22 protein-coding genes are annotated in these 24,174 nt (G+C 60.3%); 12 read left to right on the top strand and 10 right to left on the bottom strand.

The genetic code is table 11. The features are described from left to right. Positions 1-26 precede the first annotated feature (26 nt). Entirely contained in the window at positions 27-3,212 is a 3,186-nt protein-coding gene (locus AC1Z24_RS13125; RefSeq protein WP_483745997.1) for an efflux RND transporter permease subunit, read from the bottom strand. Positions 3,213-3,518: 306 nt separating this feature from the next. Between AC1Z24_RS13125 and AC1Z24_RS13120 the strand changes: the two genes are divergently transcribed. Then, on the top strand, positions 3,519-4,007 hold the full coding sequence (locus tag AC1Z24_RS13120) for a MarR family winged helix-turn-helix transcriptional regulator (RefSeq protein WP_483745996.1): 489 nt from the start codon (positions 3,519-3,521) through the stop codon (positions 4,005-4,007). Between the two features lie 125 nt (positions 4,008-4,132). Here AC1Z24_RS13120 and AC1Z24_RS13115 read toward each other — a convergent pair whose 3' ends face one another. Next, on the bottom strand, positions 4,133-4,918 hold the full coding sequence (locus AC1Z24_RS13115) for a sulfite exporter TauE/SafE family protein (RefSeq protein WP_483745995.1): 786 nt from the start codon (positions 4,916-4,918) through the stop codon (positions 4,133-4,135). A gap of 316 nt (positions 4,919-5,234) precedes the next feature. Between AC1Z24_RS13115 and AC1Z24_RS13110 the strand changes: the two genes are divergently transcribed. From AC1Z24_RS13110 to AC1Z24_RS13100, 3 genes are all read left to right on the top strand, one after another. Continuing rightward, positions 5,235-5,774, top strand: a complete 540-nt coding sequence (locus AC1Z24_RS13110) for a cysteine hydrolase family protein (protein ID WP_483745994.1) — start codon at positions 5,235-5,237, stop codon at positions 5,772-5,774. A gap of 130 nt (positions 5,775-5,904) precedes the next feature. Continuing rightward, positions 5,905-6,042 carry a hypothetical protein gene (locus tag AC1Z24_RS13105; protein WP_259110300.1) on the top strand — a complete coding sequence of 46 codons (138 nt, stop codon included), beginning with the start codon at positions 5,905-5,907 and terminating at the stop codon, positions 6,040-6,042. A gap of 42 nt (positions 6,043-6,084) precedes the next feature. Beyond that, complete coding sequence (locus AC1Z24_RS13100) at positions 6,085-6,363, top strand: hypothetical protein (RefSeq protein ID WP_483745993.1); 279 nt, start codon at positions 6,085-6,087, stop codon at positions 6,361-6,363. A 165-nt stretch (positions 6,364-6,528) separates the two neighbouring features. Here the strand turns inward: AC1Z24_RS13100 and AC1Z24_RS13095 are convergent, their stop codons facing one another. Then, the gene (locus AC1Z24_RS13095; protein ID WP_483746614.1) at positions 6,529-7,182 is read right to left on the bottom strand and encodes a TIGR04211 family SH3 domain-containing protein; all 654 of its coding nucleotides are present in this window, start codon (positions 7,180-7,182) and stop codon (positions 6,529-6,531) included. A 266-nt stretch (positions 7,183-7,448) separates the two neighbouring features. Between AC1Z24_RS13095 and AC1Z24_RS13090 the strand changes: the two genes are divergently transcribed. Next, a complete protein-coding gene (locus AC1Z24_RS13090; protein WP_483745992.1) occupies positions 7,449-7,895 on the top strand; it encodes a RidA family protein in 447 nt (148 codons plus the stop codon). A 114-nt stretch (positions 7,896-8,009) separates the two neighbouring features. Continuing rightward, entirely contained in the window at positions 8,010-9,719 is a 1,710-nt protein-coding gene (locus AC1Z24_RS13085) for an ATP-binding protein (RefSeq protein ID WP_483745991.1), read from the top strand. 184 nt (positions 9,720-9,903) lie between these two features. Here AC1Z24_RS13085 and AC1Z24_RS13080 read toward each other — a convergent pair whose 3' ends face one another. Further along, complete coding sequence (locus AC1Z24_RS13080) at positions 9,904-11,607, bottom strand: methyl-accepting chemotaxis protein (protein WP_483746613.1); 1,704 nt, start codon at positions 11,605-11,607, stop codon at positions 9,904-9,906. Between the two features lie 521 nt (positions 11,608-12,128). On the opposite strand from AC1Z24_RS13080, the gene AC1Z24_RS13075 reads away from it, so the two are divergent. Next, positions 12,129-12,698 (top strand): N-acetyltransferase family protein, encoded by a 570-nt coding sequence (locus AC1Z24_RS13075; protein ID WP_483745990.1) that lies wholly within the window; start codon positions 12,129-12,131, stop codon positions 12,696-12,698. A 107-nt stretch (positions 12,699-12,805) separates the two neighbouring features. Here the strand turns inward: AC1Z24_RS13075 and AC1Z24_RS13070 are convergent, their stop codons facing one another. Beyond that, entirely contained in the window at positions 12,806-13,441 is a 636-nt protein-coding gene (locus AC1Z24_RS13070; protein WP_483745989.1) for a helix-turn-helix transcriptional regulator, read from the bottom strand. A gap of 122 nt (positions 13,442-13,563) precedes the next feature. Between AC1Z24_RS13070 and AC1Z24_RS13065 the strand changes: the two genes are divergently transcribed. Further along, a complete protein-coding gene (locus AC1Z24_RS13065; protein WP_483745988.1) occupies positions 13,564-14,967 on the top strand; it encodes an MFS transporter in 1,404 nt (467 codons plus the stop codon). Positions 14,968-15,137: 170 nt separating this feature from the next. On the opposite strand, the gene ggt is transcribed toward AC1Z24_RS13065, so the two are convergent. After that, positions 15,138-16,865: a gamma-glutamyltransferase gene (gene ggt / locus AC1Z24_RS13060; RefSeq protein ID WP_483745987.1), complete on the bottom strand. Its 1,728-nt coding sequence runs from the start codon at positions 16,863-16,865 to the stop codon at positions 15,138-15,140. Between the two features lie 362 nt (positions 16,866-17,227). Between ggt and AC1Z24_RS13055 the strand changes: the two genes are divergently transcribed. The 3 genes from AC1Z24_RS13055 (at position 17,228) to AC1Z24_RS13045 (ending at position 20,545) form a co-directional block, all read left to right on the top strand. Beyond that, the gene (locus tag AC1Z24_RS13055; protein WP_483745986.1) at positions 17,228-19,084 is read left to right on the top strand and encodes a PAS domain S-box protein; all 1,857 of its coding nucleotides are present in this window, start codon (positions 17,228-17,230) and stop codon (positions 19,082-19,084) included. A 518-nt stretch (positions 19,085-19,602) separates the two neighbouring features. Further along, positions 19,603-19,938: a hypothetical protein gene (locus AC1Z24_RS13050; RefSeq protein ID WP_259110321.1), complete on the top strand. Its 336-nt coding sequence runs from the start codon at positions 19,603-19,605 to the stop codon at positions 19,936-19,938. 277 nt (positions 19,939-20,215) lie between these two features. Next, complete coding sequence (locus AC1Z24_RS13045) at positions 20,216-20,545, top strand: hypothetical protein (protein ID WP_483746612.1); 330 nt, start codon at positions 20,216-20,218, stop codon at positions 20,543-20,545. 104 nt (positions 20,546-20,649) lie between these two features. Here the strand turns inward: AC1Z24_RS13045 and AC1Z24_RS13040 are convergent, their stop codons facing one another. From AC1Z24_RS13040 to AC1Z24_RS13030, 3 genes are all read right to left on the bottom strand, one after another. Then, the gene (locus AC1Z24_RS13040; RefSeq protein WP_483745985.1) at positions 20,650-20,991 is read right to left on the bottom strand and encodes a DUF202 domain-containing protein; all 342 of its coding nucleotides are present in this window, start codon (positions 20,989-20,991) and stop codon (positions 20,650-20,652) included. Then, positions 20,988-21,392 carry a YidH family protein gene (locus tag AC1Z24_RS13035; protein WP_259110326.1) on the bottom strand — a complete coding sequence of 135 codons (405 nt, stop codon included), beginning with the start codon at positions 21,390-21,392 and terminating at the stop codon, positions 20,988-20,990. The genes AC1Z24_RS13040 and AC1Z24_RS13035 overlap by 4 nt, the downstream gene beginning before the upstream one ends. A gap of 144 nt (positions 21,393-21,536) precedes the next feature. Further along, the gene (locus tag AC1Z24_RS13030; protein ID WP_483745984.1) at positions 21,537-22,598 is read right to left on the bottom strand and encodes an SDR family oxidoreductase; all 1,062 of its coding nucleotides are present in this window, start codon (positions 22,596-22,598) and stop codon (positions 21,537-21,539) included. Positions 22,599-22,683: 85 nt separating this feature from the next. Between AC1Z24_RS13030 and AC1Z24_RS13025 the strand changes: the two genes are divergently transcribed. Next, a complete protein-coding gene (locus tag AC1Z24_RS13025) occupies positions 22,684-23,076 on the top strand; it encodes a winged helix-turn-helix transcriptional regulator (RefSeq protein WP_483745983.1) in 393 nt (130 codons plus the stop codon). A 161-nt stretch (positions 23,077-23,237) separates the two neighbouring features. Here the strand turns inward: AC1Z24_RS13025 and AC1Z24_RS13020 are convergent, their stop codons facing one another. Next, positions 23,238-24,128 (bottom strand): LysR family transcriptional regulator, encoded by an 891-nt coding sequence (locus tag AC1Z24_RS13020; RefSeq protein WP_483745982.1) that lies wholly within the window; start codon positions 24,126-24,128, stop codon positions 23,238-23,240. Positions 24,129-24,174: the final 46 nt, after the last annotated feature.

Raw genomic sequence — 24,174 nt, 5'->3', positions numbered from 1 at the left:
GAGTTGGCAAAGTATCAATGGACATGTCAGAAACCTCGGGCGGTGTTCGCCGCAACAGAAACGCGGCCATGCCGGGCATGGACCAGACTGAAAATGATAGGAACGAGGAACAGCGTGGCGATCGTGGCAAAGCTCAGGCCGCCAATCACCGCACGGCCCAGGGGCGCATTCTGCTCGCCGCCCTCGCCCAGGCTCAGGGCCATGGGCGCCATGCCGATAATCATGGAAATGGCGGTCATCAACACCGGACGGAAGCGGGTAAAGCCGGCTTCCAGGGCGGCCCGCAGCGGGTCGCCATGTTCAGCCAGGCGTTCGCGGCAGAAACTCACCACCAAAATGGCGTTGGCCGTGGCGACCCCCATGCACATGATCGCTCCGGTCAAAGCTGGCACCGACAAGGGTGTATGGGTGACGAACAACATCCAGACAATCCCGGCCAACGCGGCAGGCAACGCCGTGATGATCACGAACGGGTCGCTCCAGGACTGGAAGTTGACCACGATCAGCAGGTAGATCAGCACCACCGCCCCCAGCAAACCGAACAACAGGCCACTGAACGCGCTGTTCATGGTGGTCACCTGGCCTTGCAGCGCCACCTTGGAACCCTTGGGCACTTCACCGGCGTGGGCGGCAATGATTGCCTGGATATCCGCCGTCACCCCGCCCAGGTCGCGGCCCTGGGTCGAAGTCAGGATTTCCACCACCGACTGGATATCGGACTGACTCACCACCGAGTTGCTGTGACTGCGTTCCACCGTCGCCAGACCACCGAGGATCTGCCCGTTATTACCCTGACCTACCGCAGTCAGCGGCAGGTTATGCAGCGCCGCAAGGGTATCGAGGCTGTACTGCGGCGTTTGCAGGACGATGGGATAGGACACGCCATTGGCCGTATTGAGCCAGAACGTCGGCGCCACCTGGCTCGACCCCGCCAGGTTGACCACCAGGCTATTGGTGATATCCCGCTCGCTGATGCCCACCAATTGCGCACGGGTGCGGTCGACATTGATCTTGAAGGTCGGCAATTGCTGGGACTGTTGCAGCCGCGCATCGGCCACGCCCGGCACCCGGCGGATCTCGCGCAGCAAGGTGCTGGCGTAAGCGAAGTTGGCAGGCAGGTTGTTGCCGGTGATCTGCAGGTCGATGGGCGCCGACGAGCCGAAGTTAAGGATCTGCCCGACGATATCCGGCGGCGGGAACGAGAAGACCGCATTGGGAAATTCCCGGGGCAGTTGCTCGCGCAACTGACGCACGTAGTCGGCGCTGGGTTGATGGTCTTCCTTGAGACTGATCTGGATATCGCTGTCCTGGGAACCCACCGTGCCGGTGTTGTTATAGGCGGTGTTGATACCGCTGATGGACAGGCCAATGTTATCGACCACGGTGTTCAGGTCAGCGGGATCGATGATCTTGCGCACGCTGTTCTCGATATCGAAAACCAGTTGCGCGGTGTTCTCCACACGCATACCGACCGGCCCGCGAACGTGCATGAGAATCTGCCCGGAATCCACCGCAGGGAAGAAATTGCGCCCGAGAAACGGCACCAGCGCAAACGAGGCGATGACAAAGGCAAAGATGCTGAGCATGACCACTTTGCGATGGCGCAGGGCGCTGTCCAGCAGGTCGTGATAGCCGCCGCGAACCCGCTCGAAACGCGCCTCGAAACCGCGCTGGAAATTCACCAGCGGGTTGCGACTGAGCGCCTTGCCCTCACCTTCGCCATGCAGCACATGGGGCTTGAGCAGGAAGTTGGCCATGGTCGGCACCAGGGTACGCGACAGGATGAACGAGGCGATCATAGCGAAGATCACCGCTTCGGCCATGGGTACGAAGAGGAAGCGCGCCACGCCTTCGAGGAAAAACATCGGCACGAAAACGATGCAGATACACAACAACGAGACAAAGGCCGGGGTGACGATCTGCACCGCGCCGTCGAGGATCGCCGTCTCCACCGGCTTGCCCTGTTCCAGGTGCCAATTGATGTTCTCAATGGTCACCGTGGCGTCGTCGACCAGGATCCCCACGGCCAGGGCCAACCCGCCCAGGGTCATGATATTCAGGGTTTCGCCAAGTGCCGACAGCGCGGTGATGGACGACAGGATTGCCAGAGGAATCGACACGGCAATGATCACCGTCGAACGCCAGCTACCGAGGAACAGCAGGATCATCAGACTGGTCAACGCGGCCGCGATCAGCCCTTCCCTGGCCACGCCGCTGATGGCCGAGCGCACGAACAGCGACTGGTCGCCGATCAGGTCGATCTTCAGGTTATCGGGCAGCAGGCCCTTGGAGTCAGCGAGCTTGTCCTTGATCCCGGCGATGACGCCCAGGGTCGAGGCCGAGCCGGTCTTGAGCACCGGAATCAGCACCGAACGGTTGCCGTTGACGTGGACGATATTGGTCTGCGGCGGGCTGCCGTCCTTTACCGTGCCGACGTCACGAATCAGCACCGTGGTGCCATTGGCGGTCTTGATCGGCAGGTCTTCGAGGTCCTTGAAAGCCGTTGGCGAGTTGTTCAGTTGCAGGACATATTCGGCGCTGCCGATCTTCTCGGTGCCCACCGGGGTGATCTGGTTCTGGGTTGCCAGGGCATTGGCAACGTCCTGGGCAGACAGGCCACGGGCCTGCATAGCGGCCGAGTCCAGATCGATCTGCACCTGCCGGGTCTTGCCGCCGAACGGATACGGCAGGGAGGCGCCGGCCACGGTGGTGAGCATCAGGCGCACGGTATTGAGGCCGATATCGCCGAGTTTCTGTTCGCTGAGGCCGTTGCCGGACAGCGCCAGCTGCACGATGGGTACGGTGGAGGCGCTGTAGTTGAGGATCAGCGGCGGCACGGTGCCCGGTGGCAGGTTACGCAGGATGGCCTGGGACACGGAGGTCAGTTGCGCGTTGGCGGTACTGATATTGACCCCCGGCTGGAAGAACACCTTGACGATGCCGTAACCATTAAGCGATTGCGCTTCGATATGGCGGATATCGTTGACAGTTGTAGTCAGCACGCGCTCGAAAGGCGACGTGATGCGCCCCGCCATCTGGTCCGGCGGCAGGCCGGTGTACTGCCAGATCACCGCTATCACCGGGATCTTGATCTCGGGAAAGATATCGGTCGGCGTACGCCAGGCCGCCAGCGGGCCGATGATCAGAATGAGAATTGCCAGAACAACGAACGTATAGGGTCGTCGCAATGCGACACGCACAAGGCCGAGCATAGAGGTGATCCAAGCAGAGGGAATGAGCCGCCAGGAAAAAGTGGCATATGCCACAATAATGATATTGATGGCATACGCAAGTAATTTGTTTCAGGTTACTTCTACCTGACCGCAAGGACAGAAACCGCTTGTTAGAGACCGGCTCGCGTGCATAATCGTGGCTTAATCCTGTTGTGTTGCTGGATCGCGCAGTAAACCTGCAGGACCGGCTTAGCCGGGAGAACGCCCTCGCGGCTAAAGCCGCTCCTACGGAAAAACGCATCAATTCATATGTCTGCATGTCGATTGATAGGAGAGCCAATACTTTTGAAACTGTCTGACTCCTGCCCCGCCCAGAGCATGGCCAGCAGCTGCGCAAATGGCTCGGTACGCCGGGCATCACGGCGGCTGGGGCAAATTTATGACGAAGCGTTTACCGGCACCGGCCTGAAGGCCACCCAGTATTCGCTGATGTCCCATATCGCCAGGGGCAACGAGCCGAAGATGCGTGATCTGGCCGATGCCTTGGTCATGGACCTGTCTGCCCTGAGCCACAGCCTCAAACCCCTGGTGCGCGATGGTCTGGTCGATGTGCTGGTGGACGAGCTGGATCGGCGCAGTCGGCGGGTGCTGCTGACCGAAAACGGCTGGGCGAAATACCGAGAGGCCCAGCAGATTTCCGAGAGGGTATCGTCGATTTTCGAGAAGGCCTTCGGTATCGAAGAGACCGTCAAGCTGCGCAGCGCCCTGGACCTGATCTCATCGGAAACCTTCGCCCAGGCGCTGCTTGAGGAGCTGCACGCGCCGGTTGAATGACAGCGCAGTGTTTTTGCAGAGGCAATCAAACGGGGGGAATGTACTAAGCCAGGGCACTGTTTCGAGACGGGCGCGCCAAAATCATGGAGCGTGCACACGGCCTGTAGGACCGACTACGAGTATCTTCAGAACACCAGTTTGTAGCCAATCAAAATCAGCATCGTCGCCAGGCAAGGCCGTAGCACCTCGTCCGAGATACGCCCGCTCAACTGGCTGCCCACATAGATACCCGGCAGCGAACCCATGAGCAGGAAGCCCAGTACCGACCAGTCCATATTGCCCATGCTCGCATGGCCCAGGCCGGCGACCAGAGTCAGGGGCACGGCGTGGGCGATTTCGGTGCCGACCAAGCGGCGTGTCGGTAGCAGCGGATAGAGGATAAACAGCGCCACGGTGCCCAAAGCGCCTGCGCCAATGGACGTCAGCGCGACCATGATGCCGAGGATCAGGCCGGTGACAACGGTCATCACATTGAGGCGTCGCCCGCCGGGCTGGTAGTTGCCGCCAGCGCGCTTGTGGGCGAAGGCCAGCAGGCGTTTCTTGAAGAAAATTGCCAGAGCTGTGAGCAGCAGGACCACGCCCAGGGCCTGTTTGATCACGCTGTTCAGGGCCGTCGGCGAGGTTTGCAGCTCGCTGAGGAACCACAGGGTCAGAGCTACGCCAGGCACGCTGCCCATCGTCAGCCAACCGGTAATGCCCCAGTCAATATTGTCGTTCTTGCGGTGCACCAGCACGCCGCCGGATTTGGTAATGGCGGCATACAGCAGGTCAGTACCGACCGCCGTCGCCGGATTGATGCCGAACCAGAGCAGGATGGGCGTCATCAATGAACCGCCACCGACACCGGTCATGCCAACGATAAAGCCCACGAGCAAACCCGCGACCACCAGACCTGTACTACCGAAATCCATCGTGATGCCTTATCTAATGCTGCTATTGCATGGAAAAACGCGCAGCAGCATAACGACTTTCCTCAATAGCCCTTAGAACGATGCGGTCTAACTTTATAACCGGGTCGATTTTCATTTGACGCAGTCTTTTGGCTGCGGGCATGATCGGTCCATGACTTTCATTCAGTTTACCTCGACCACTACCACCACGACCGCCCCTGGCGGGCCGCCGGTGTGTACGTGAGCTGAACAAACGTATTACCCAAGGCCCCGCCAGCAATGGACGGGGCCTTTTTTTTGTGCGCCGTCCGGACTGGTTCATGAAAAGGAGATCCACATGTCCGTATCCGCCCCCCGCCGCGCCCTGCTGGTCATCGATATGCAGGTCGGCCTGTTCCACGGCGCCGAGCAGCCTTTCGAAGGTGAGCGCATCCTCGCCAACATCAATACCCTGGCCCGTAACGCGCGGCAGGCGGGCTGCCCGGTGATTCTGGTACGCCATACCGGCTCCGACGGCTCGCCAATTGCCGCAGGCAGCCCGTTCTGGCAACTGGTGCCAGGCCTGGAGATCGATGCCAGGGTGGATATCTTTATCGACAAGAGCCGCCCCAGTTGCTTTCAGGGTACCGGGCTTGCCGAGCGGCTTGTCGAGGCGGCAGTCACTGAAGTGGTGATTTGCGGGATGAAAACCCAGTACTGCGTCGACAGCACCTGCCGGCAGGCCCGGGACCTGGGTTTCCAGGCAGTGCTGGTGGCGGATGCCCACACCTGCATGGACACCCCGACGCTCTCGGCCCGGGCGATTATCGAACACCATAATCAGACCCTGAACGGGCCCTTTGTGAACTTGCTGAACGCCAGCCAAACGACATTCTGATACAGGCAATTGCGTGCAACTTCGCCCCATCGATCCTGTCGATACTTAACATCGGCAGGAGCGCCCTTCCGCCGAAAGTTCGTGAGCGTACTATCTATTCCAACATCACACGTAATCGAGGAGCCTGACCATGCTGGTACATCTACTGACTTGCCTGACACTGACAGCCCTGACCGGTTACGTGTTTTCCCTGATTCTGTTCAGCCCGCTGAGCAACGCCGACAACGCCCATGAAGATGAGCACGACCACGGCCCACAGCGCGCGTAAGCCTTATCAAACTGTTTGAATGACTGGCCCGGAGTATTCGATATGCCTCAAACCCTCTCTTTGCACGTCTCGTTCCCCAGCTTCGGCAGAAACTACTATTCCCAGCACGTCGTCTATAACCGCAAGTCAGCCTTGGTGGTGGACGACCGCTTCGATGACTTCCTGATGTCCTCGGCCTCGCTGCATTTCAACAATGCGGTGATCGGCCTGAACGACCAGTTCCGCTTTCTCAACGACATCCTCGCCCATCATCTGCTGGAGCAGGAAGCAGAACACCGCCCTCATCATGCCCGGCAGGCCAGCCAAGGGTTGCAGGCCTGACGCCTCGGTCCCAACCAAAGAATGCAGTGGCCTGACTTGAAATGATATAGGTGGGACCGGCTTCAGCCGGGAAGGCGTCATTTATGATCAAAGAAATGCGTCGGCTGTACCAGCCCCTTCCCGGCTAAAGCCGGTCCCACCACCGATAATGCAGCTATTGCGAACTCAGGCCCAACCATCCTTGCGCTTGCGCCCACGGGTCAGCGCCGGAAGGATCAGCCCCAGCAACAGCCCCCCACCGGCGATCGAGCCACCGTAGACCATATAGCGCATCAACACCTGGTTGTTCTCGTCCCCCAGTTTGGCCTGGGTGGAGCGCAGTTCCGACTGGGCGGCACTCAATTGATCATTGAGGGCCTTGGTGCGATTCTCCAGGTCATCGATCATGGCTTTGCGCGAGTCCATGGTTTCCTGCATGCCCTGCACCCGGGTCTTCCAGGTGCTATCGATATTGTCGAGCTGGCCGGTCAGGTCAGCGACTTTCTGGGTCAGTTGCGGCAGGCGCTCGGCCTGGCCGGGGACGTCCTGCAGGTCTGCGTTGGGAATCCACACGGTGCCGCCGCCTTCGCCGCGAACCTGGCTGTAATCGCCCTGGGTGCTTATCAGATCAACCTTCTGCCCGGACTTGAGGGTGCCGACGATGCGATAGCCATCGGTCGGTCCGCTGCGTACGTATGTGCTGAGGGTGTCACTGACCCAACGTTCGTTAGTGGCGGCCTGGGCTGCACTGGCGCCGAAGGTGGTCAGCAGGCAGATGCCAAGCACGCGCCACGATTGGCTGGAAATACGGGAAAAAAGTCGAGAACGGTGACGAGACATAGGCATGGTGATCTTCAATAAAAAGTACACAAGGCGCCGAAACCCGGGCCGATTGACGATAGAGCCACCTTCACTAGCTGGCTGTTTGTGCAGGGAAGTACGCTGAAAATCCTCCCTGACGGCTGACCGGGTCGGCACGCCACCCGATCAATCCGCACACTGACAGACCATACAAATCGTTTCAGGTTCATTGACCGCGCTGCCGCATATCGCGTAACCGGCTATGCTGCGCGCCCTTTTCTTCCCGGTTTTGCTGAGGCCGCCCCATGTCAGAGCGTGAAATCATCGTCCCGCCATCCATGCAACCCATCGTCGAACGCGCCGGTTACGCGCCTGCGGTCAGGATCGGCAAGACGATCTACTGCGCCGGCCAGGTCGGGCGTACAGCGGCGCTGGAAGTGATCGCCGAACCCGAGGCGCAATTCGTCGCCTGCTGGGAAAATCTGCGTGAAGTGCTGGCCGCTGCAGGCTGCACCTTCGAGGATGTGGTGGAGATGACCACCTACCATGTAGCCATGAGCCAGCACATGGTGGTGTTTCGCGAGGTCAAGAACCGCCTGTTCCCCAGAGGGCTGTGTGCCTGGACCTCGATCGGCGTCAGCGAACTGGCCCATCCGGGCCTGTTGGTGGAGATCAAGTGCATCGCCGTACAGCCCTCGTCAACAGGCTCTAGGAACGATTACGGTCACCGCGCGTCAGTTAACGCGCATTGACGGGCATCGCGGTATTGCAAGACAGCAGCCTGACAGTGATATCGTAATGAAATCATCGCTCTAGACCGCCCTGGCGCTATAGCGTTTATCTATTCATGTAATCAGGGTCTTTTCATGCCTCATCGCCCAGCGCCGTTTCCCTTGGACGAAGCCCGTCGCATTGATGCCCTCGAACATTTCGAGATTCTCGACAGCGCGCATGAGCAGGCTTTCGACGATATCGTGCAACTGGCCACCGCCCTGTGCGAGGTGCCGATTGCCCTGGTCTCGCTGGTCGACCGCGAACGCCAGTGGTTCAAGGCCTGCATCGGCCTGGATGTCGCCGAAACCCATCGCGATCTGGCGTTCTGCGCCCATGCCATCCTCGAACCAGACAGCCTGCTGATCGTCGAAGACGCCACCCAGGACCCACGCTTTGAGGAAAGCCCGCTGGTGCTGGGGCCGCCGTTTATCCGCTTCTATGCCGGTGCGCCGATCATCACCGAGGGCGGTCATGCCCTGGGCACCGTCTGCGTCATCGATACCGTGCCGCGCACCCTGTCCGACGTGCAGTACAAAGCATTGCAGGCATTGGCCCGGCAAACGGCGGCGCTGGTGCAACTGCGCCTGCTCAACGAGCAACAGGCTGAACAGACCCGCGTGCTCAGCCGCCAGATCATCGAAGCCCTGGCCGATGGCGAGCACCAGAATGCACCCTTGCGGCAAAAACAGCGCGTGGCCTCGGTCGGCCAATTGACCAGCGGCATCGCCCACGACTTCAACAACCTGCTGCAATCGATCAGCGTCAGTTTCCAGTTGATCGAACGCAAATCCCGCCAGCCGGACGACGTTCTGCGCTGGGCGGCCATGGGCCTGCAGGCGGTGGCAAAAGGTGCCAGCCTGATTGGCCATCTGCTGGCGTTCTCCCGCGACGCAGCGCCCGCCCCGCAAGTACTGGACATCGGCACGCGCATCGACGGCATGCGCGACCTGCTCTGCCGCGTGCTCGGCCCCGAGGTGCAGCTGGACTTCGTGTTATACCCGATTCCGCTCAAGGTGCTGTGTGACGCCACGCAACTGGAAGCGGCGATGCTCAACCTGCTGATCAACGCCCGCGACGCCATGGGTAATGTCGGCCAGATCCGCGTATCCACGCACGCCCTGAATCTCAGGGGCGACGCGGAGCTGCCGGACGGCCGCTATCTGGAGCTGTCCGTCAGTGACAGCGGCCCAGGCATGAACGCAGAAGTGGCGGCGCGGGTCTTCGAGCCCTTTTTCACAACCAAAAAGGATGGCAAAGGCACCGGCCTGGGCCTGGCGCAGGTCTATGGCTTTGCCCTCAAGGCCGGGGGTATCGCGCGGGTACACAGCGAGCCGGGCAAAGGCACGACGCTGCAACTGCTGCTCAAGGTAGTCGACGACGAGCCGACCCTGATCAGCGCCGAATCCGATCCCGCCCAACCAGCCAATATCAAGGCCCACGCGCATATCCTGCTGGTGGACGACGATCTGTTGATTCGCAACAGCCTGGGCGAGCTGCTGGCTGACAGTGGCTACGATGTCTCCACGGCCAGTACCAGCAGCGCCGCCATGCAGGTCATTGAGCAGTGTGTCCCGGATCTGGTGGTGACCGACTACGCCATGCAAGGCTTCAGCGGTGCGGACCTGGCGCGCATGCTCCATGAGGTCATGCCTGGCTTGCCGATCGTATTCATGACCGGCGATGCCGACCTGGACTCAGTACGCGACAAGATCGGCGCCACGGCACCGTTGCTGCAAAAGCCGGTACTGGTGGAGGATTTGGTGGCTACGGTAGAGAGGTTGTTGGCGTACGAAACGCTGTAGGTGTGGCCGTAGGACCGGCTTTAGCCGGGAGGTGCCAATACGTCCGATACAACTCTGCCGGATGTTATGACGCTCTCCCGGCTAAAGCCGGTCCTACAGTCGATGTCAGACCCGGCCGTGTGTTCGATGTCAGGGCCGGATATCGATCAATATCGGTGCCGGTCCGGCGACCGGCCCTGCTGCCTCAGATCTTGAACCGCCCGACAAACCCGCTGAGTTCCTCGGACACCGTTACCAGCGAGTGCGAAACGGTCTTGGTCGCCCCCACCACCTCGGCTACCTTGCCGGCATCACTGCTGATACCGACGATATGGCGGTTGATGTCCTCAGCCACCTGGTGCTGCTCTTCGGCGGCAGTGGCGATCTGCATGTTCATGTCCTTGATCACCGTCACCGCGCTGTGCACCCCGGCAAACGCCGCTTCCACCTGGGCGGTGTAGGCCACGGAGGCATTGGACTGCACCAGGCTTTCCTGCATTTCCTGGGTCACGCTGCGGGTGCTGTCCACCAGTTGGGTCAACAACGAGTTGATCTGCTCGGTGGAGTCACTGGTGCGCTTGGCCAGGGCCCGCACTTCGTCGGCAACCACCGCAAAGCCACGGCCCTGATCCCCGGCCCGAGCGGCTTCGATGGCAGCGTTGAGCGCCAGCAGGTTGGTCTGTTCGGCAATGCCCTTGATGGTGCCGAGGATGTCGTTGATGGCGTGGGTGTCCTTGGCCAGGCCCTCGATGGAGCCGGAAGCCGTCTGGATGCGCTGCCCCAGTTGCTCGACCTGCTTGATCATCAAGGCAATGACTTTCTGCCCGACACCGGCCTGATCCTCGCCCTCCTTCGCCGCAGCGGCCGCATTGCTGCAGTTCTGCGCAACTTCGTTGGCGGTGGCGACCATTTCGTGGAAAGCGGTGGACAGCATGTCCACTGCCTGGGCCTGACGCTGCGCAGCGTTATCCAGCGTCGTGGCCTGCTGGCCGATGCTGCCGGCGCTTTGTTCGACACTCTGGCTGGAGGAGCGAATATCGCGGATCAGCATCTGGATTCGCGCCATGAAGGCGTTGAAACCTTCGGCCAGCACAGCGGTTTCATCCTTGCCACTGGTGTCCAGGCGCCGGGTCAGGTCGCCCTCGCCGCTGGCGATGTCTTTCAGGCTGCGGGAAGTCTGATTGATCGGTGCGATCAGCTTATTGGCCAGGGTCCAGCCCAGGGCCACGAAGACCAGAATCAGCACGATGCCCATGCCCATGATCATCAGGGCGATGCTCTTGGCCTTGGCGGCGACTTCGGAAGACTCGATCAGGCCGATGTATTTCCAGCCCAGGCGCTCGGAGTGATAGACGTTGGCGGTGTATTGCTTGCCGTTGAGCGTCACTTCAGTGCGGCCCGAAGTCAGCCCGGCCAGTTGCTTGTAGCCGTCGCCAAGACTGTCGAGCATCTTGAAGTTATGCGCTGGGTCGCTGGGGTCAGCCAATACGTTGCCGGTGTCTTCGACCAGCATCAGGTAACCGCTCTGGCCGAAGTGCACGCGCTTGACCGATTCGGTCAGTTGCTTGAGCGACACGTCCAGGCCAATCACGCCATAACCGCCGGTAGCATCGGTGAAACGCTGTACGGTGGAGATGATGGTGGCGTCATCTTCCGGGAAGAAATATGCCGCCGTACGCACCGGTTTGCCATTGCCGGACATGCCCGTGGTAAACCAGCCGCGGGTGCGCGGGTCGTAGTTGGCCTTGATGGTGCTGGCCGGATATTGCAGGTAGCCGCCCTGGCTGCTACCCATATAGACGTAGGCATAGGCCGGATGCGCCTTGCCGACCTGAGTGAAGTTGGCATAGACCTCACCGGCCTTGCCGGTGGTGGGTTCCTGCAACTGGGAGGCCTGGCCGATGCTCATGTAGTTGGGCATGGTGCCGTCCACGCTTTTGAGCAATGCACTTTCCGACATCGCCATGGCATTCTCGGCGACACCGCTCAAGAAGACATTGAAGCCGTTGTCGACCTCGGCCATCTGCTTGCCGCTGCTTTCGTCGAAGTAGGCCTGTTCACGCTCCATCACCATCCTGGAAACGAAGAGAGTGATGATCAGAATCGGGATGATGGTTATTGCGATAAATGCCGCAATCAGTTTGTTTCGTATAGTCATCAGAATGCACCCGACTTCGATAAATGTGGTGTTGCCCACTTGCTGCTAGCAAGTCTCATACCGCTCCCAAGCGCGCATTGAATCCCTGTGCTGCGGCGTCGCGTCCTCGACAGCACGGAGTCGTCCCTGAGACGCTGAAAGCCTTTTATAACGGCGCCTCGTGCCCCCTTCGGGCACAGCCCGCAGGGCATTCAACAGGTTATTTGTTACCGCTTTACACCTTCCATTGGATAGACTGCGGCCCACCGCATATCCACCGCCCAAGGACCGCCATGATTCAGATCCGCCCCATGACCTTCGATGATTTCGAGCGCTTCTGGCCGACCTTTCATGCCGTGGCCAGCGCACAGCAGACCTACGCCTACGATCCGCAACTGAATCAGGAACAGGCTCGCCAGCTATGGATGGATCTGCCGTTGCACACTTGGGTGGCCGAAGATGAACAAGGCCGATTGCTTGGCAGCTATTACCTCAAGGCCAACGCCGCAGGGCCGGGCAGCCATGTCAGCAACTGCGGCTATATGGTCAGCGAGGCGGCTCGAGGCCAGGGCGTGGCACGGCTGATGTGTGAACACTCCCAGCAACTGGCGCGAGACAGCGGTTTCCTGGCGATGCAGTTCAATTCGGTGGTGGCGAGCAATGAAGTGGCGGTCGCCCTGTGGCAGAAACTCGGTTTCGAGATCGTCGGCCGCCTGCCACGGGCCTATCGACATGCCCAATTGGGGCTGGTGGATTGCCTGGTGATGTACAAATGGCTGGGCGAACCGGAACCGGCGCAGCCCAAGCTGATAGGACGCAAGAATATCGAGTCAGTGATTTCGCGGCCGCGTAGGCCCCGCTGAATGGCGTCCCTCAGGATTAGCGAACAAATGTGGGACCGGCTTTAGCCGGGAAGGCGTATTCCCGGCTAAAGCCGGTCCCACAGACAATTCTCTTACGGGTTTACAAATTACAAAGGCGTAATCAGATACGCACACCGCCGCGCGCCCTGCAGCAAGTGCTCGGTGCGCTCCACCCGCGCCTCCAGCACCTGTTCGAAGGTCTGTAGTTCCGAACGACAAAAACCCTGGCAGGTGGTCGCCGCCGCGCAGATCGGACAGTGATTTTCCACCAGCAGGAACGAACCGTCACCCAGGGCGCTGAAGTCCGCCATATAGCCTTCCCGACTGCGAATCTGCGCCAACAACTCGACCCGCCCTGGCAAGTCAGACGCCTTGGCCAGTTCCCGGCGATAGGCATCGCGACTCTGCTCTTCACGCACACTGATCAAGCGGTCAATGGCCTGTTCGCCAAAGGTCTCGCGCACGGCATCAAGCAGCTGCACGGTGAGGCCGCCGTGACCATCGGGAAAGCGCCCATGCCCCTTGGCGGTCAGTTGCCAGAGCTGCGCCGGGCGACCGACCCCTCGCGTCTGGGAAAACGATTCGACCAGCCCCGCCGACACCAGCTTGACCAGTTGCTGGCGCGCCGCCTCGGCGGTCATGCCCAACACGCCCCCGGCATCCACCGCCTGTTGCGGCCCGCGCATCTTGAGCAGGTGCAGCAACCGATCGGCGGTGGATTGCGCCTCCTCCGGATTTAACAAGTGATTACTTGACAAATATCAGCCCGCCCAGCCTAAATAAAAAAAGAAATTGCTTGTTAAAAAGATAAAGCATCGCGCACGGGATAGCAATTGCGCGGGGCTCATGCACTCAAGGAGGCGTCATGTCCACCGTACACGCACAAGCCAGTTGGGGAGATTTATTGTCCGGGCGCAATGCGGCCTGCTCCATTGCTCTGTCCGGGGGCGTGGCATTGCATGCAATCAACATCTATATCGCCACTACGGTATTGCCCTCAGTGGTCGGAGAGATCGGCGGGCTGGGCCTGTATGCCTGGAACACCACCTTGTTCGTCGTCGCCTCGATCCTCGGTGCGGCCCTGAGCGGCAAGGTGCTCAGCCGCCACGGTGCAAAAAATGCCTATTGCCTGGCAGCGCTGCTGTTCGCCAGCGGCAGCCTGATCTGTGCACTGGCGCCGAACATGCCCAGCATGTTGGCCGGCCGGACCTTGCAAGGCTTCGGCGGCGGCTTTCTGTTTGCCCTGGGTTACTCGATGATCCAGGCCGTCTTCGACGAAAAGCTCTGGCCCAGAGCGATGGCCCTGGTCTCTGCCATGTGGGGGGTGGCCACCCTGCTAGGCCCGGCCATCGGCGGGATCTTCGCCGAACTCAATGCATGGCGCGCTGCGTTTGGGATATTGGTGCCGCTGACGCTGATTTATCTGCTGTTCGTCTGGATGATCCTGCCCTCCCGTCCCCGCAGCGAGAAAGCGCCGAGCGCGCTGCCGTTACCGCAGTTGGTCTTGTTGGCAGCCTCGGTAATGGCGGTCAGCGCCGGCAGTCTGGCCGATGACAGCACCTGGAATATCACCGGCATTTTGGTCGCGGCCGTGCTGATCGCCTGGCTGGTACATCTGGAGCGCACGCGCCCTTCGCGCCTGCTGCCAAAAGGTGCACTGCGTCCCGATTCGGCGTTGTTTCCCTTGTATACCTGCGTCGGCCTGCTGGTCATCGGCATGACCAGCGAAACCTTCATTCCCTATTTCCTGCAACACCTGCACGGTCAGACGCCGCTGCTGTCCGGCTATCTGGCGGCATTGATGGCGGCGGGCTGGACGGTCGCGGAAATCATGAGTTCAGGATGGCAGGGTCGAGGCATTCGCCTGGCCATTATCAACGGCCCGATACTGGTGTTGATCGGCATGCTGATGCTGCTGTTCAGCGTACCACTGCACGGCCAGGGCGCCTGGGCAATACTGGCGGCGGTGGGGTCAGGGCAGTTTTTGGTGGGCTTTGGCATCGGCCTGGGCTGGCCGCATCTACTGACGCGGATTCTTGTAGTGGCCTCGGAGCATGATCAGGACACTGCCGCCTCGTCCATCACCACGGTGCAGTTGTTCACCACGGCCCTGGGCTCTGCCCTGGCCGGGATGATCGTCAATCTGGGCGGTTTGAATACGCCGGGGGGTATCGAATGCACGGCGAATGCGGCCTTCTGGTTGTTCGCACTGTTCAGCGTCGCGCCAGGGCTGGCAATTGTCAGCGCCTGGCGTGCGGCGAAACAGTAGGCGATTCCGATATGGGCGCAACGTGTGTGAGCGGGCTTGCCCGCGAAGACAGTCTGCCAGACGATAAAAACGTATCGAATGTACTGGCCCTTTCGCAAGCAAGCTTGCTCCCACAAATCATTCCAACTTGAATTGCTGTGATTGATAAAGCCGCGCCTGCGGCTTACCGATCAATACCCCAACGAAAGCCCGGTATTGCGCCGTGGATCGTTGGCGCCATAGAAGCGGTTGTTACCCACCGGCTTGCCACCCAGGGACGGTGCGCCGACCAGAATCGCCGCCAGATGGTTGGCAGGTTGTGCCCCGGCGAACTTGTGGCCCCAGCTCTCCATAAGCTTTTTGGTGTCCGGGCTGAGGGCATACGGTTCCAGGTTGGTCGAGTCCGGCATCCATTGCTGGTGGAAGCGCGGCGCATCGACGGCCTCCTGGATGGTCATGCCATAGTCGATCACGTTAAGCATGGTCAGCAGAGTCGCGGTAATGATACGGCTGCCGCCCGGCGTGCCGACGACCATCACGGCCTTGCCATCCTTGGTCACGATGGTCGGGCTCATGGACGACAGTGGCGTCTTGCCCGGCGCGATGGCATTGGCTTCACCCTGGACCAGGCCGTACATATTCGGCACACCGACCTTGACGGTGAAGTCGTCCATTTCGTCATTGAGGATCACCCCGGTCTTGCTGGCCATGACCCCGGCACCGAACCAGTCGTTTAGGGTGTAGGTCACCGATACCGCGTTGCCCCACTTGTCGACGATGGAGTAATGAGTGGTGTTATTGCCTTCATGGGGCGAAACGCCCGGCTTGATTTCGCTGGAAATCCCGGCTTTCTGCGGATCGATCGCGGCGCGCAGTTTCTCTGCGTAGTCCTTGTCCAGCAGATGGCTGACGGGGTTTTTGACGAAGTCCGGGTCCCCCAGGTAACTGTTGCGGTCGACATAGGCGTGGCGCATGGCCTCGATCTGGTAGTGCGTGCCCTGGGCCGAACGGAAGCCCAGGTCCGGCATCGGATAGCCTTCGAGGATGTTCATGATTTCGCAAATGATTACTCCGCCAGAGCTCGGTGGTGGTGCCGAAACCACATGGTAGCCGCGATAATCGCATTCGATAGGCGCCAGTTCACGGGTCTTGTAGTGGTCCAGATCGGCTTGGGTAATGATGCCCTTACCGGCCTGACTGGAGTCGACAATGGCCTTGGCTACCCAGCCCTTGTAGAAACCGTCACTGCCTTTCGCGGAAATTTCCCGCAGGGTCTTGGCCAGGTCTTTCTGCACCAGTTTCTGCCCGACCTGCATCGGCTCGCCCTTGTTCAGGAAAATCGCGCCGGAATCCTTGCTGTCCTTGCGGAACTCTTCAGTGGCGGTGGACAGCAGGTCGACGTCACCCTGCTCCAGAGCAAAACCCTTTTCGGCCAGTTGGATGGCCGGGGCTATGACCTCGGCGCGTTTTTTCGTGCCGTACTTGCTCAGCGCCATTTCCATGCCCGACACCGTACCCGGCACGCCCACGGCCAGGTGGCCCTTGGCACTCAGGTTCGGCACCACGTTGCCGTCCTTGTCCAAGTACATATTGGCGGTCGCAGCCAGCGGGGCCTTTTCGCGAAAGTCGAGGAATGTCTTGCGTCCGTCAGCCAGCTGGATGGTCATGAAACCACCGCCACCGAGGTTGCCCGCTGCCGGATAGACCACGGCCAGGGCATACCCCACTGCTACAGCGGCGTCGACGGCATTACCACCGGACTTGAGCACATCGACACCGACATGGGTGGCCAGATGCTGAGCGGTGACCACCATGCCGTTTTCACCGGCAACCGGGGCTACGGAGGCCGCTTGAGAGGAGGAATAGGCAAGGATAAGTGCCGTCGCGATCAACGAGCGGGCAAGGGGCTCGAACTTCATGAGTCGATCTCTTCTTATGGTTTAAGTCAGGATAATCAGAACGGCATGAAGGATGCTTGTAACCCTGATGACTGCTGTCTTGAGCGGCATCCTTGCTGTCGAACGTTGATAACGTAACGTTTCAAAACAATTTTACCTAGAAGATTTTTGTCTCTGTGCTCACGTACCGACTGACAGGTCACACTGGCGAATACCGCTTCACCGGCTACATTTCGTGACAAAAGGTCTATTATTTTCAGGGCTTGTCGGCGTCATCGCGCGCCATGTCGTACGTACAGTGTCGATCCGCCTGGGCCCTTGCCCGCAGAACGATTGAGATCGCGTACTTTTGCCAGTCAGCCTTCGGCCAAAGGGACAATTTCATGCTTGCACCCCCAGCGAACACGGCGGAGTCCACACGTATCAGGCTATTGCACGCACTCAATCTGCTCGACACCGATCCCGAACCGGTCTTCGACCGTATCACCCGTTTGCTGGCTCAGACCCTGGACGTGCCCATAGCCCTTGTTTCCCTGATCGATACCGATCGCCAGTGGTTCAAATCCGCCGTCGGACTGAGCGTGCGCGAAACGCCGCGCGAGCTTGCCTTTTGCGACCACGCGATCCGTTGCAGCGAAACCATGGTGGTCGAAGACGCCACCCGTGATGAACGCTTCTCCGATAACCTGCTGGTGACCGGCGAGCCGCAGATTCGCTTCTATGCCGGCGCCCCCCTGCGTACCAACGACGGCTATGCCATGGGCACCCTGTGCGCCATCGATTCGCGCCCGCGCACTCTGAGTGTCGAGCACGCGCAGATTCTTGAAGATCTGGCGCAGATCGTCAGTCGAGAATTCCAACTACGCGAGGCGGCCTTACTGTCACGCAGCCAGTTGCGCGTCTCGGATAGGCAGATCAAGGCTGCCGAGCGCAAATTTCAGGAAGTCTTCGAGCAGGCCGGTTCCGGTATGGCCCTGGTCGCCCCGGATGGCGGCTGGCTGAAGCTCAATAAAGCGTTCAAGGGCATCATTGGCTACACCGATGAACAGATCAGTGGCCTGACCTTCCAGGACATAACGGTCGCCGAAGACCTTGAACTGGACCTCTCCAATCTCCAACGCCTGAACGCCGGCGAGATTGATCGCTACGAACTGGAAAAGCGTTATATCCGCCACGATCACAGTATTGTCTGGGTGCACATGACCGTGACCCAGTATGTCGATGAAAACGGCAGGCCCGATTACTACCTGGCCGTCATCAACGACATTCAGGCACGCAAGGAAGCGGAACGGGCCCGGGAAGAGATTACCCAGCAACTGGAACAGCGGGTCAACGAACGCACCCGCGACCTGCGCCAGCGCGAAGCCGAGCTGCGCGCCGTGCTCGAACACACCAACGATGCCTATGTGTGCATGGATGAAAAAGGCATCGTCACCGCCTGGAACCGCAAGGCCGAGCAGACCTTCGGCTGGGCGCGCAGTGAAGCCATCGGCGGGCAGATCGACAGCATGCTTAGCCCTCAGGGCAGCTATCAACCCCTGCGCGAAGGTATCCAACGTTACATGACCAGCCGCGATGCCCAGCAACTGGGGCGGCGCCTGGAGTTTCCAGCGCAACGCAAGGACGGCAGCACCATTCCGGTGGAGGTGCATATCAATGCCATCCATGTGGAGAACAAAACCCTGTTCAACGCCTTCCTGCACGAGATTTCGGAACGCAAGCTCAAAGAGGTCAAACGCGAACGCGAGGCCTTGCAGGACGCCCTCACTGGCCTGCTCAACCGCCGCGCGATGATGGAAACCCTGCCAAAGGCGATCATTGCCGCGCGGGGAGACAAGCGCTCGCTGGCTCTGCTGTTCATTGACCTGGACGGGTTCAAGGCGGTCAACGATGTGTTCGGCCATGACATCGGCGACGAACTGCTCAAGACTGTCTCCCAGCGCCTGATCGAGAACCTGCGCGGCAGCGACGCAGTGTTTCGCCTGGCCGGGGACGAATTCACCGTGCTGCTCGACCATGCCGAATCCCTGGACCACGCCCGCAGCGTTGCCGACAAGCTACGCATCGCCATCAGCGCGCCGCTGAATTTGCGCGGCAATACCGTACATGTCCAGGCCAGCATCGGCTTGTCAATGTTCGGCAACAAGGACCCGCGCACTCCGGAACAACTGGTCAAGGACGCCGACAGCGCCATGTACCGGGCCAAGCGTGGCGGAAGGAATCAGGTGGAGGTGGCCTGAAAACCGGATCAAGGCATTGTTCGCGAGTCGGGCTTGCCCTGGCGCTTTGCAGCCTGCGTTGATACTTCCTGTGCAGAAGAAAGTGTCTTTTGTAAAAAAATGTAGTGCTTGAAATATTTCACTACAAATCTATTGACGACGCTTCGTTCCCCTTGCATGATGCAGACGTCTTCCCCACCGGAAGCATTGAAAAGAGCATCACCAGTGACTTCGACGAGCTGTCAGGTCACTACCGGGAATTTGTACTGCCCACAAGGCAGATTGATGAAGCAGAACCGGCCTGAACCGTCTGCAACGACGAGAATAGCTGGCGAAACGTCCTCAAGACGCTTGTGGCTGACCCCTCCGTGTCACCCGCCGCCAACCCTCGCCTTTGCCTGACAGAACCCTGTAGTCACAAAACCAGTGCACTACATCGGCGAATGTTCAATCCGTCTTCTGCCCTCGACAAGCAACTACGTGTCGTCTCAATTTGCAGCGCCACGAATCAATTCAACGAGTGGTAAAGGGGCATGAACATGGAACTGAATCTGAACAACCAACCGACCGTCGACGAACTCGCTCAACTGTTCGCCAAGCAGAAAGACACCCTGGACGATCACGTTCTCTGGGTCTGCGAGGAAGGCGGCATTCACATCGACCGTCTGGCACCGAACACCGACGAAACCGAGCTGGAGCGGGTTCATCCGCGCATGCGTGCCCGTCTGCGCACCTACCGTCGGGGCAAGGGCTACGTCGGCAAGAAGGCCGCCGCTGACCACGAGTTCATGGGCCGCGTATTGCGCACCCTGCAAAGCGAATGGCCGGAAGCACAAAAGCAGTCCGAGGTTCGCATCCTCGACCGTTACTGCTGAGTGCCAGGCGTGACTATGTAGTCACTGAAAACTCCACTACAGAAATCGCCGACGGCCCCCGATCGGGGCTCGAAAGTACAGGAACCAGCAGGCCGACGAGCCGTCCGCCTGCTTCTGCAAAGGTGCTGCCCACAAGGCAGATTGAAGAAACGGAACCACTGGCACAAGCGTTGTGTAGCAGCCGCCTACCCCGGCTACATGTAATGTCCAAGGCCCGGTTCTGCGCCATTAAGGCGCCACGTATCCACTCAATCCGTAAACAAGGGGCAAGACCATGATCAATCTGAACAATCAACCAACCATCGACGAACTGGCACAACTCTTCGCGGCACACAAAGACACCCTGGACGATCACGTTCTGTGGATTTGCGAGGAAGGCCGCGTGCATATCGACCCGGTAGCGCCAAGCTCGCTGGCCAGCGATTCGGGCAGCGTGCACCCGAAGATGCGCGCGCGCCTGCGCACTTACCGCCGTGGCCATGGCTACGTCGGCAAGAAGGCCGCCGCCGATCGCGACTTCATGGGCCGTGTCCTGCACACCCTGAAATCCGAATGGCACCAGACTCAAGGCCAGAAAGACGTGCGGTTTGTTGATCGGTTCTGTTGAGTCCTGGTATCAATCTGTGGGACCGGCTTCAGCCGGGAAGGCGTATTTCCCGGCTGAAGCCGGTCCCACAGGATTGAGTTAATCCATAGATTTGCACGCAACTGTTAAAAAAACGCCACCGCATAAATCCCATACAGACTCAGCCCGCCAACCCCCGCCCCCAGCAACACAATCTCCAGCAGCGGTGCCGACAGGTGCTCATTGCGGATGCCGGTAATGCTGCGTCGATAGCGCCAGCGCAGGCCCAGCTGAATGCCCAGGCTCAATATCAGCGCAACGACTATGGGCAGCACCGCAAGAATGCCGAACCGAGGAATCCAGCGCAGGAACAGTGTGCAGGCCACCACCAGGGTCATCAAGGTCCGACGCCAGGCCAGCAGGGTACGCTCCGGTTGCAGGCCAGGGTCGTTATGGGCGATGAGCTCAGGCGCTGCGCGACGGTTCACGAGGCGCGATAAGTCAGGAAAGCGATCAGCCCCGCCGCCACAAGTGCCCCGCCCAAGGACAGGATCGGCACCAGCAACGGCAACGGCAGGGGTTTGCGCTGACGCATGGCGCGTTCGACCCGCAGCCAGCGTACGCAGGCGCTGGCACTGAGCAGCAGGGCCAGGACCAACAAGGTCAGGGCCACGGCCTTGCGCAGCCCAGGGTCGAAGACCTCTGCGGTAAAGGCTTCAACGGCAATGCCACCCGCCATCAGCGCCAGGGCGGTTCGGATCCAGGCCAGGAACGTGCGTTCGTTGGCCAGAGTGAAGCGCGGATCCGGTTCGCACCCGCCGCCCAGCAAGGCACTGGAAATTTTGTCGCGATCAGGGGCCGTTGGTTTTGGGTGATCCTGTGAGTTCATGTCGCACCGCAGCTGGATAAAGGCTTATGCACATTTCGTTGGATAAGCCACGAAGAAGGCATTTGCCCACCAGTCTGCATGCCTGCGCGACATTAGTCGACGTCAGCGTCGCTCCCTGCAACGCCTCCGTCGCAGTTGAAAACCTCAGGGAATCAGCCGTTGCGCGCGCAGAGTGGCAAACACCTCGAAGAACGCCTCGTCGCTGGCCTGATAGTCGAGGAACCCCAGCTTGCGGCTCTTGGACATGTCCGTGACCACTTCAATAGGACGGCCCAGGTCGGCATCGGTATGCCAAGGCGAGGTCAGCCGCTCCAGCTTCGGCTCGAGCAAGCCGTGTTGGGCTACCAGCCCGTCCCAGATCGGCTGATCATTGGCCATTTGCGGCTCCAGCGGCTGGATCTGACCGTCGAACGGTGCCGCCTCGATGCCGAACCAGTTGGCGATTCGCCCCCACATCCAGCTCCAGCGAAAGACATCACCGTTGACGATATTGAACGCCTGATTGGCGGCGGCCGGGGTGGTCGAGGCCCACAGCAGTTGCTTGGCCAGTTGGCGGGCATCGGTCATATCGGTAAGACTGTTCCACTGCGCGGCAGAACCAGGGAAGCGGAACTGCCGACCGGTGGCGCGGCAGATCGAGGCGTGCACGGCCAGGGTCGTGGCCATATTCATGGCATTGCCCACGGCGACACCGGTAATGGTGTGTGGGCGATGCACGCTCCAGGTAAAGCCGTCGCGCTCGGCGGCGGCGAATACCTGGTCCTCTTGGGCGTAATAGAAATTTTCCACGTCCAGACGGCCCTGCTCTTCGCGGAACGGCGTCTGCGGCAACGTACCTTTGCCGTAAGCTTCGAACGGCCCCAGGTAGTGCTTCAAACCGGTGACCAGCGCGACATGGCGCAGGCTGGCTTTGGGCCGCAGGGCGTCGAGAACGTTCTTCACCATCGCCGCATTGACCCGAATATTTTCCGCCTCTGTAGCCTGGCGCGACCAAGTGGCGAGAAACAGATGCGTCGGTGCGATATCGGCCAATGCCTGGCGCAGGGACTGCGGATCATTAAGATCAGCCGCTACCGGAATCACCGATGCTTCGACCTGAGGATGCCGAGCCAGACCGGCTACGGTCCAGCCCTGCTCAACCAACAGCGCGCTGATTGCCCGCCCGACGACGCCGCTGGCGCCCACTACCAATGCAATATTCGACATGATTTGCCTCCCAACGAATTCAGGGCGCACCATAAAGGCCCTTTCACATCAGGCCAAGAAGGCACCAAAAGGTAACCAGACCCACATGCATCCCGGAACACCCGAAGAACACTGGCTCGAAGACTGCGCCCCGCGCCGCGTACTGGAACTGTTTGCCACCAAGTGGACCAGCATGATCCTGCACACCCTGCATGCCCGCCACGGCGGCGTGGCCCGCACCGGCGTACTGCATCGCAGCCTGCCGGGCATTTCGAAAAAAATGCTCACCCAGACGCTGCGTGAACTGGAGGCCAGTGGCCTGATCCTGCGCCAGGTGCACGACACCGTACCGCCAGGGGTCGACTATAGCCTCTCGCCCCTGGGCCAGCGCATGATCGAACCCATCGAGATGATCTACGACTGGGCGCGGATCAATGCGGCAGCCCTGGATGACCTCAAGCCACGGCAGACGTCGCGGCGGGCGGGGAAGCAGGATTGACCCGCTATTACAGATCAACCCCTGAATTGAAAACACTGGCCCCGTGGGAGCAGGCTTGCCTGCGAAGAGGCCGGTGAAGTCGATATATGTTCTGCGGCTGAGACATTGCCTTCGCAAGCAAACTTGCTCCCACAAATCATTCCAACTCAGGGGTTGTGTTGTTACGGGCTCGGCTGAAAAAACAACTCCCGCATCAACTCGAACAACGTCACCTTGACCGCCGTATCCAGCCCGGCCCAGGCCAGCCCCGTCGCAGCGCGGTGATCGCCCAGCGCCAACGGGCGGGCAACCACGTTGGGCGGCACCGCCAGGGCGGCATGAGCAGGCAACAGGCCAACGCCCAAACCGGCGGCAACCAGTGCCAGCATGGTGGTGAATTCGCCCAGTTCCGAGGTCATCGGCAACACCACGCCCTGTGCACGCAGGGCCTGCATCAACTCGTCGTAGAAACCCGGCGCATAACGCCGCCCCAGCACCAGAATCGGTAGGGCTTGCAGGTCGACGGCAAACAAACGCTCCCGCGCCGCCAACGGATGCCCGACAGGCAGGGCCAGCACAAAGGACTCATGCAGCACCACGCGGGTCTGAATCCCGGTATAGGCAGCAGGCAGGCGCATCAAGCCGAAATCCAGCTGGCCTTCCTGCAGCGCTGCGGCCTGATCCGGGCCGGGCATGTCCTTGAGTTGCAGTTCAATACGCGGGAAGCGCTCATGTACGCTGCGGATCAGCGTCGGCAATAACTCTGGCAATACCGAGGAGACAAACCCCAGGCGCACCCGGCCAATCTCCCCACGCCCGGACGCCCGGGCCATGTCGGCGGCATGGGCGGCCTGATGCAGCGTCGCCCGCGCTTCCGGGAGAAACACCCTGCCCGCCTCAGTCAGACTGACGGAGTGGCGATTGCGCTCAAGCAAGCGCACGCCCAACTCCTGCTCCAGGGCCTTGATCTGCATGCTCAACGCGGGCTGGACAACGGCCAGACGCTGCGCCGCACGACTGAAATGCAGCTCCTCGGCGAGCATGATAAAGGCGCGTAAATGCTTGAGCTCCATGGTCACCCATCATTGGTTATCAAAATCCGTGATCACCCTATCATCA

This window comes from Pseudomonas sp. JL23 (assembly GCF_056933585.1).
Note: the sequence above shows the minus strand (reverse complement) of the source record. Positions and strands in the feature narration are given on the sequence as shown.

What these genes read in the sequence shown, in the direction of transcription:
- AC1Z24_RS13125 (WP_483745997.1), bottom strand. Translation starts at nt 3,212, where the DNA reads ATGCTCGGCCTTGTGCGTGTCGCATTGCGACGACCCTATACGTTCGTT.
- AC1Z24_RS13115 (WP_483745995.1), bottom strand. Translation starts at nt 4,918, where the DNA reads ATGGATTTCGGTAGTACAGGTCTGGTGGTCGCGGGTTTGCTCGTGGGC.
- AC1Z24_RS13110 (WP_483745994.1), top strand. Translation starts at nt 5,235, where the DNA reads ATGTCCGTATCCGCCCCCCGCCGCGCCCTGCTGGTCATCGATATGCAG.
- AC1Z24_RS13105 (WP_259110300.1), top strand. Translation starts at nt 5,905, where the DNA reads ATGCTGGTACATCTACTGACTTGCCTGACACTGACAGCCCTGACCGGT.
- AC1Z24_RS13100 (WP_483745993.1), top strand. Translation starts at nt 6,085, where the DNA reads ATGCCTCAAACCCTCTCTTTGCACGTCTCGTTCCCCAGCTTCGGCAGA.
- AC1Z24_RS13095 (WP_483746614.1), bottom strand. Translation starts at nt 7,182, where the DNA reads ATGTCTCGTCACCGTTCTCGACTTTTTTCCCGTATTTCCAGCCAATCG.
- AC1Z24_RS13090 (WP_483745992.1), top strand. Translation starts at nt 7,449, where the DNA reads ATGTCAGAGCGTGAAATCATCGTCCCGCCATCCATGCAACCCATCGTC.
- AC1Z24_RS13085 (WP_483745991.1), top strand. Translation starts at nt 8,010, where the DNA reads ATGCCTCATCGCCCAGCGCCGTTTCCCTTGGACGAAGCCCGTCGCATT.
- AC1Z24_RS13080 (WP_483746613.1), bottom strand. Translation starts at nt 11,607, where the DNA reads ATGAGCATCGGCCAGGCCTCCCAGTTGCAGGAACCCACCACCGGCAAG.
- AC1Z24_RS13075 (WP_483745990.1), top strand. Translation starts at nt 12,129, where the DNA reads ATGATTCAGATCCGCCCCATGACCTTCGATGATTTCGAGCGCTTCTGG.
- AC1Z24_RS13065 (WP_483745988.1), top strand. Translation starts at nt 13,564, where the DNA reads ATGTCCACCGTACACGCACAAGCCAGTTGGGGAGATTTATTGTCCGGG.
- ggt (WP_483745987.1), bottom strand. Translation starts at nt 16,865, where the DNA reads ATGAAGTTCGAGCCCCTTGCCCGCTCGTTGATCGCGACGGCACTTATC.
- AC1Z24_RS13055 (WP_483745986.1), top strand. Translation starts at nt 17,228, where the DNA reads ATGCTTGCACCCCCAGCGAACACGGCGGAGTCCACACGTATCAGGCTA.
- AC1Z24_RS13050 (WP_259110321.1), top strand. Translation starts at nt 19,603, where the DNA reads ATGGAACTGAATCTGAACAACCAACCGACCGTCGACGAACTCGCTCAA.
- AC1Z24_RS13035 (WP_259110326.1), bottom strand. Translation starts at nt 21,392, where the DNA reads ATGAACTCACAGGATCACCCAAAACCAACGGCCCCTGATCGCGACAAA.
- AC1Z24_RS13030 (WP_483745984.1), bottom strand. Translation starts at nt 22,598, where the DNA reads ATGTCGAATATTGCATTGGTAGTGGGCGCCAGCGGCGTCGTCGGGCGG.
- AC1Z24_RS13025 (WP_483745983.1), top strand. Translation starts at nt 22,684, where the DNA reads ATGCATCCCGGAACACCCGAAGAACACTGGCTCGAAGACTGCGCCCCG.
- AC1Z24_RS13020 (WP_483745982.1), bottom strand. Translation starts at nt 24,128, where the DNA reads ATGGAGCTCAAGCATTTACGCGCCTTTATCATGCTCGCCGAGGAGCTG.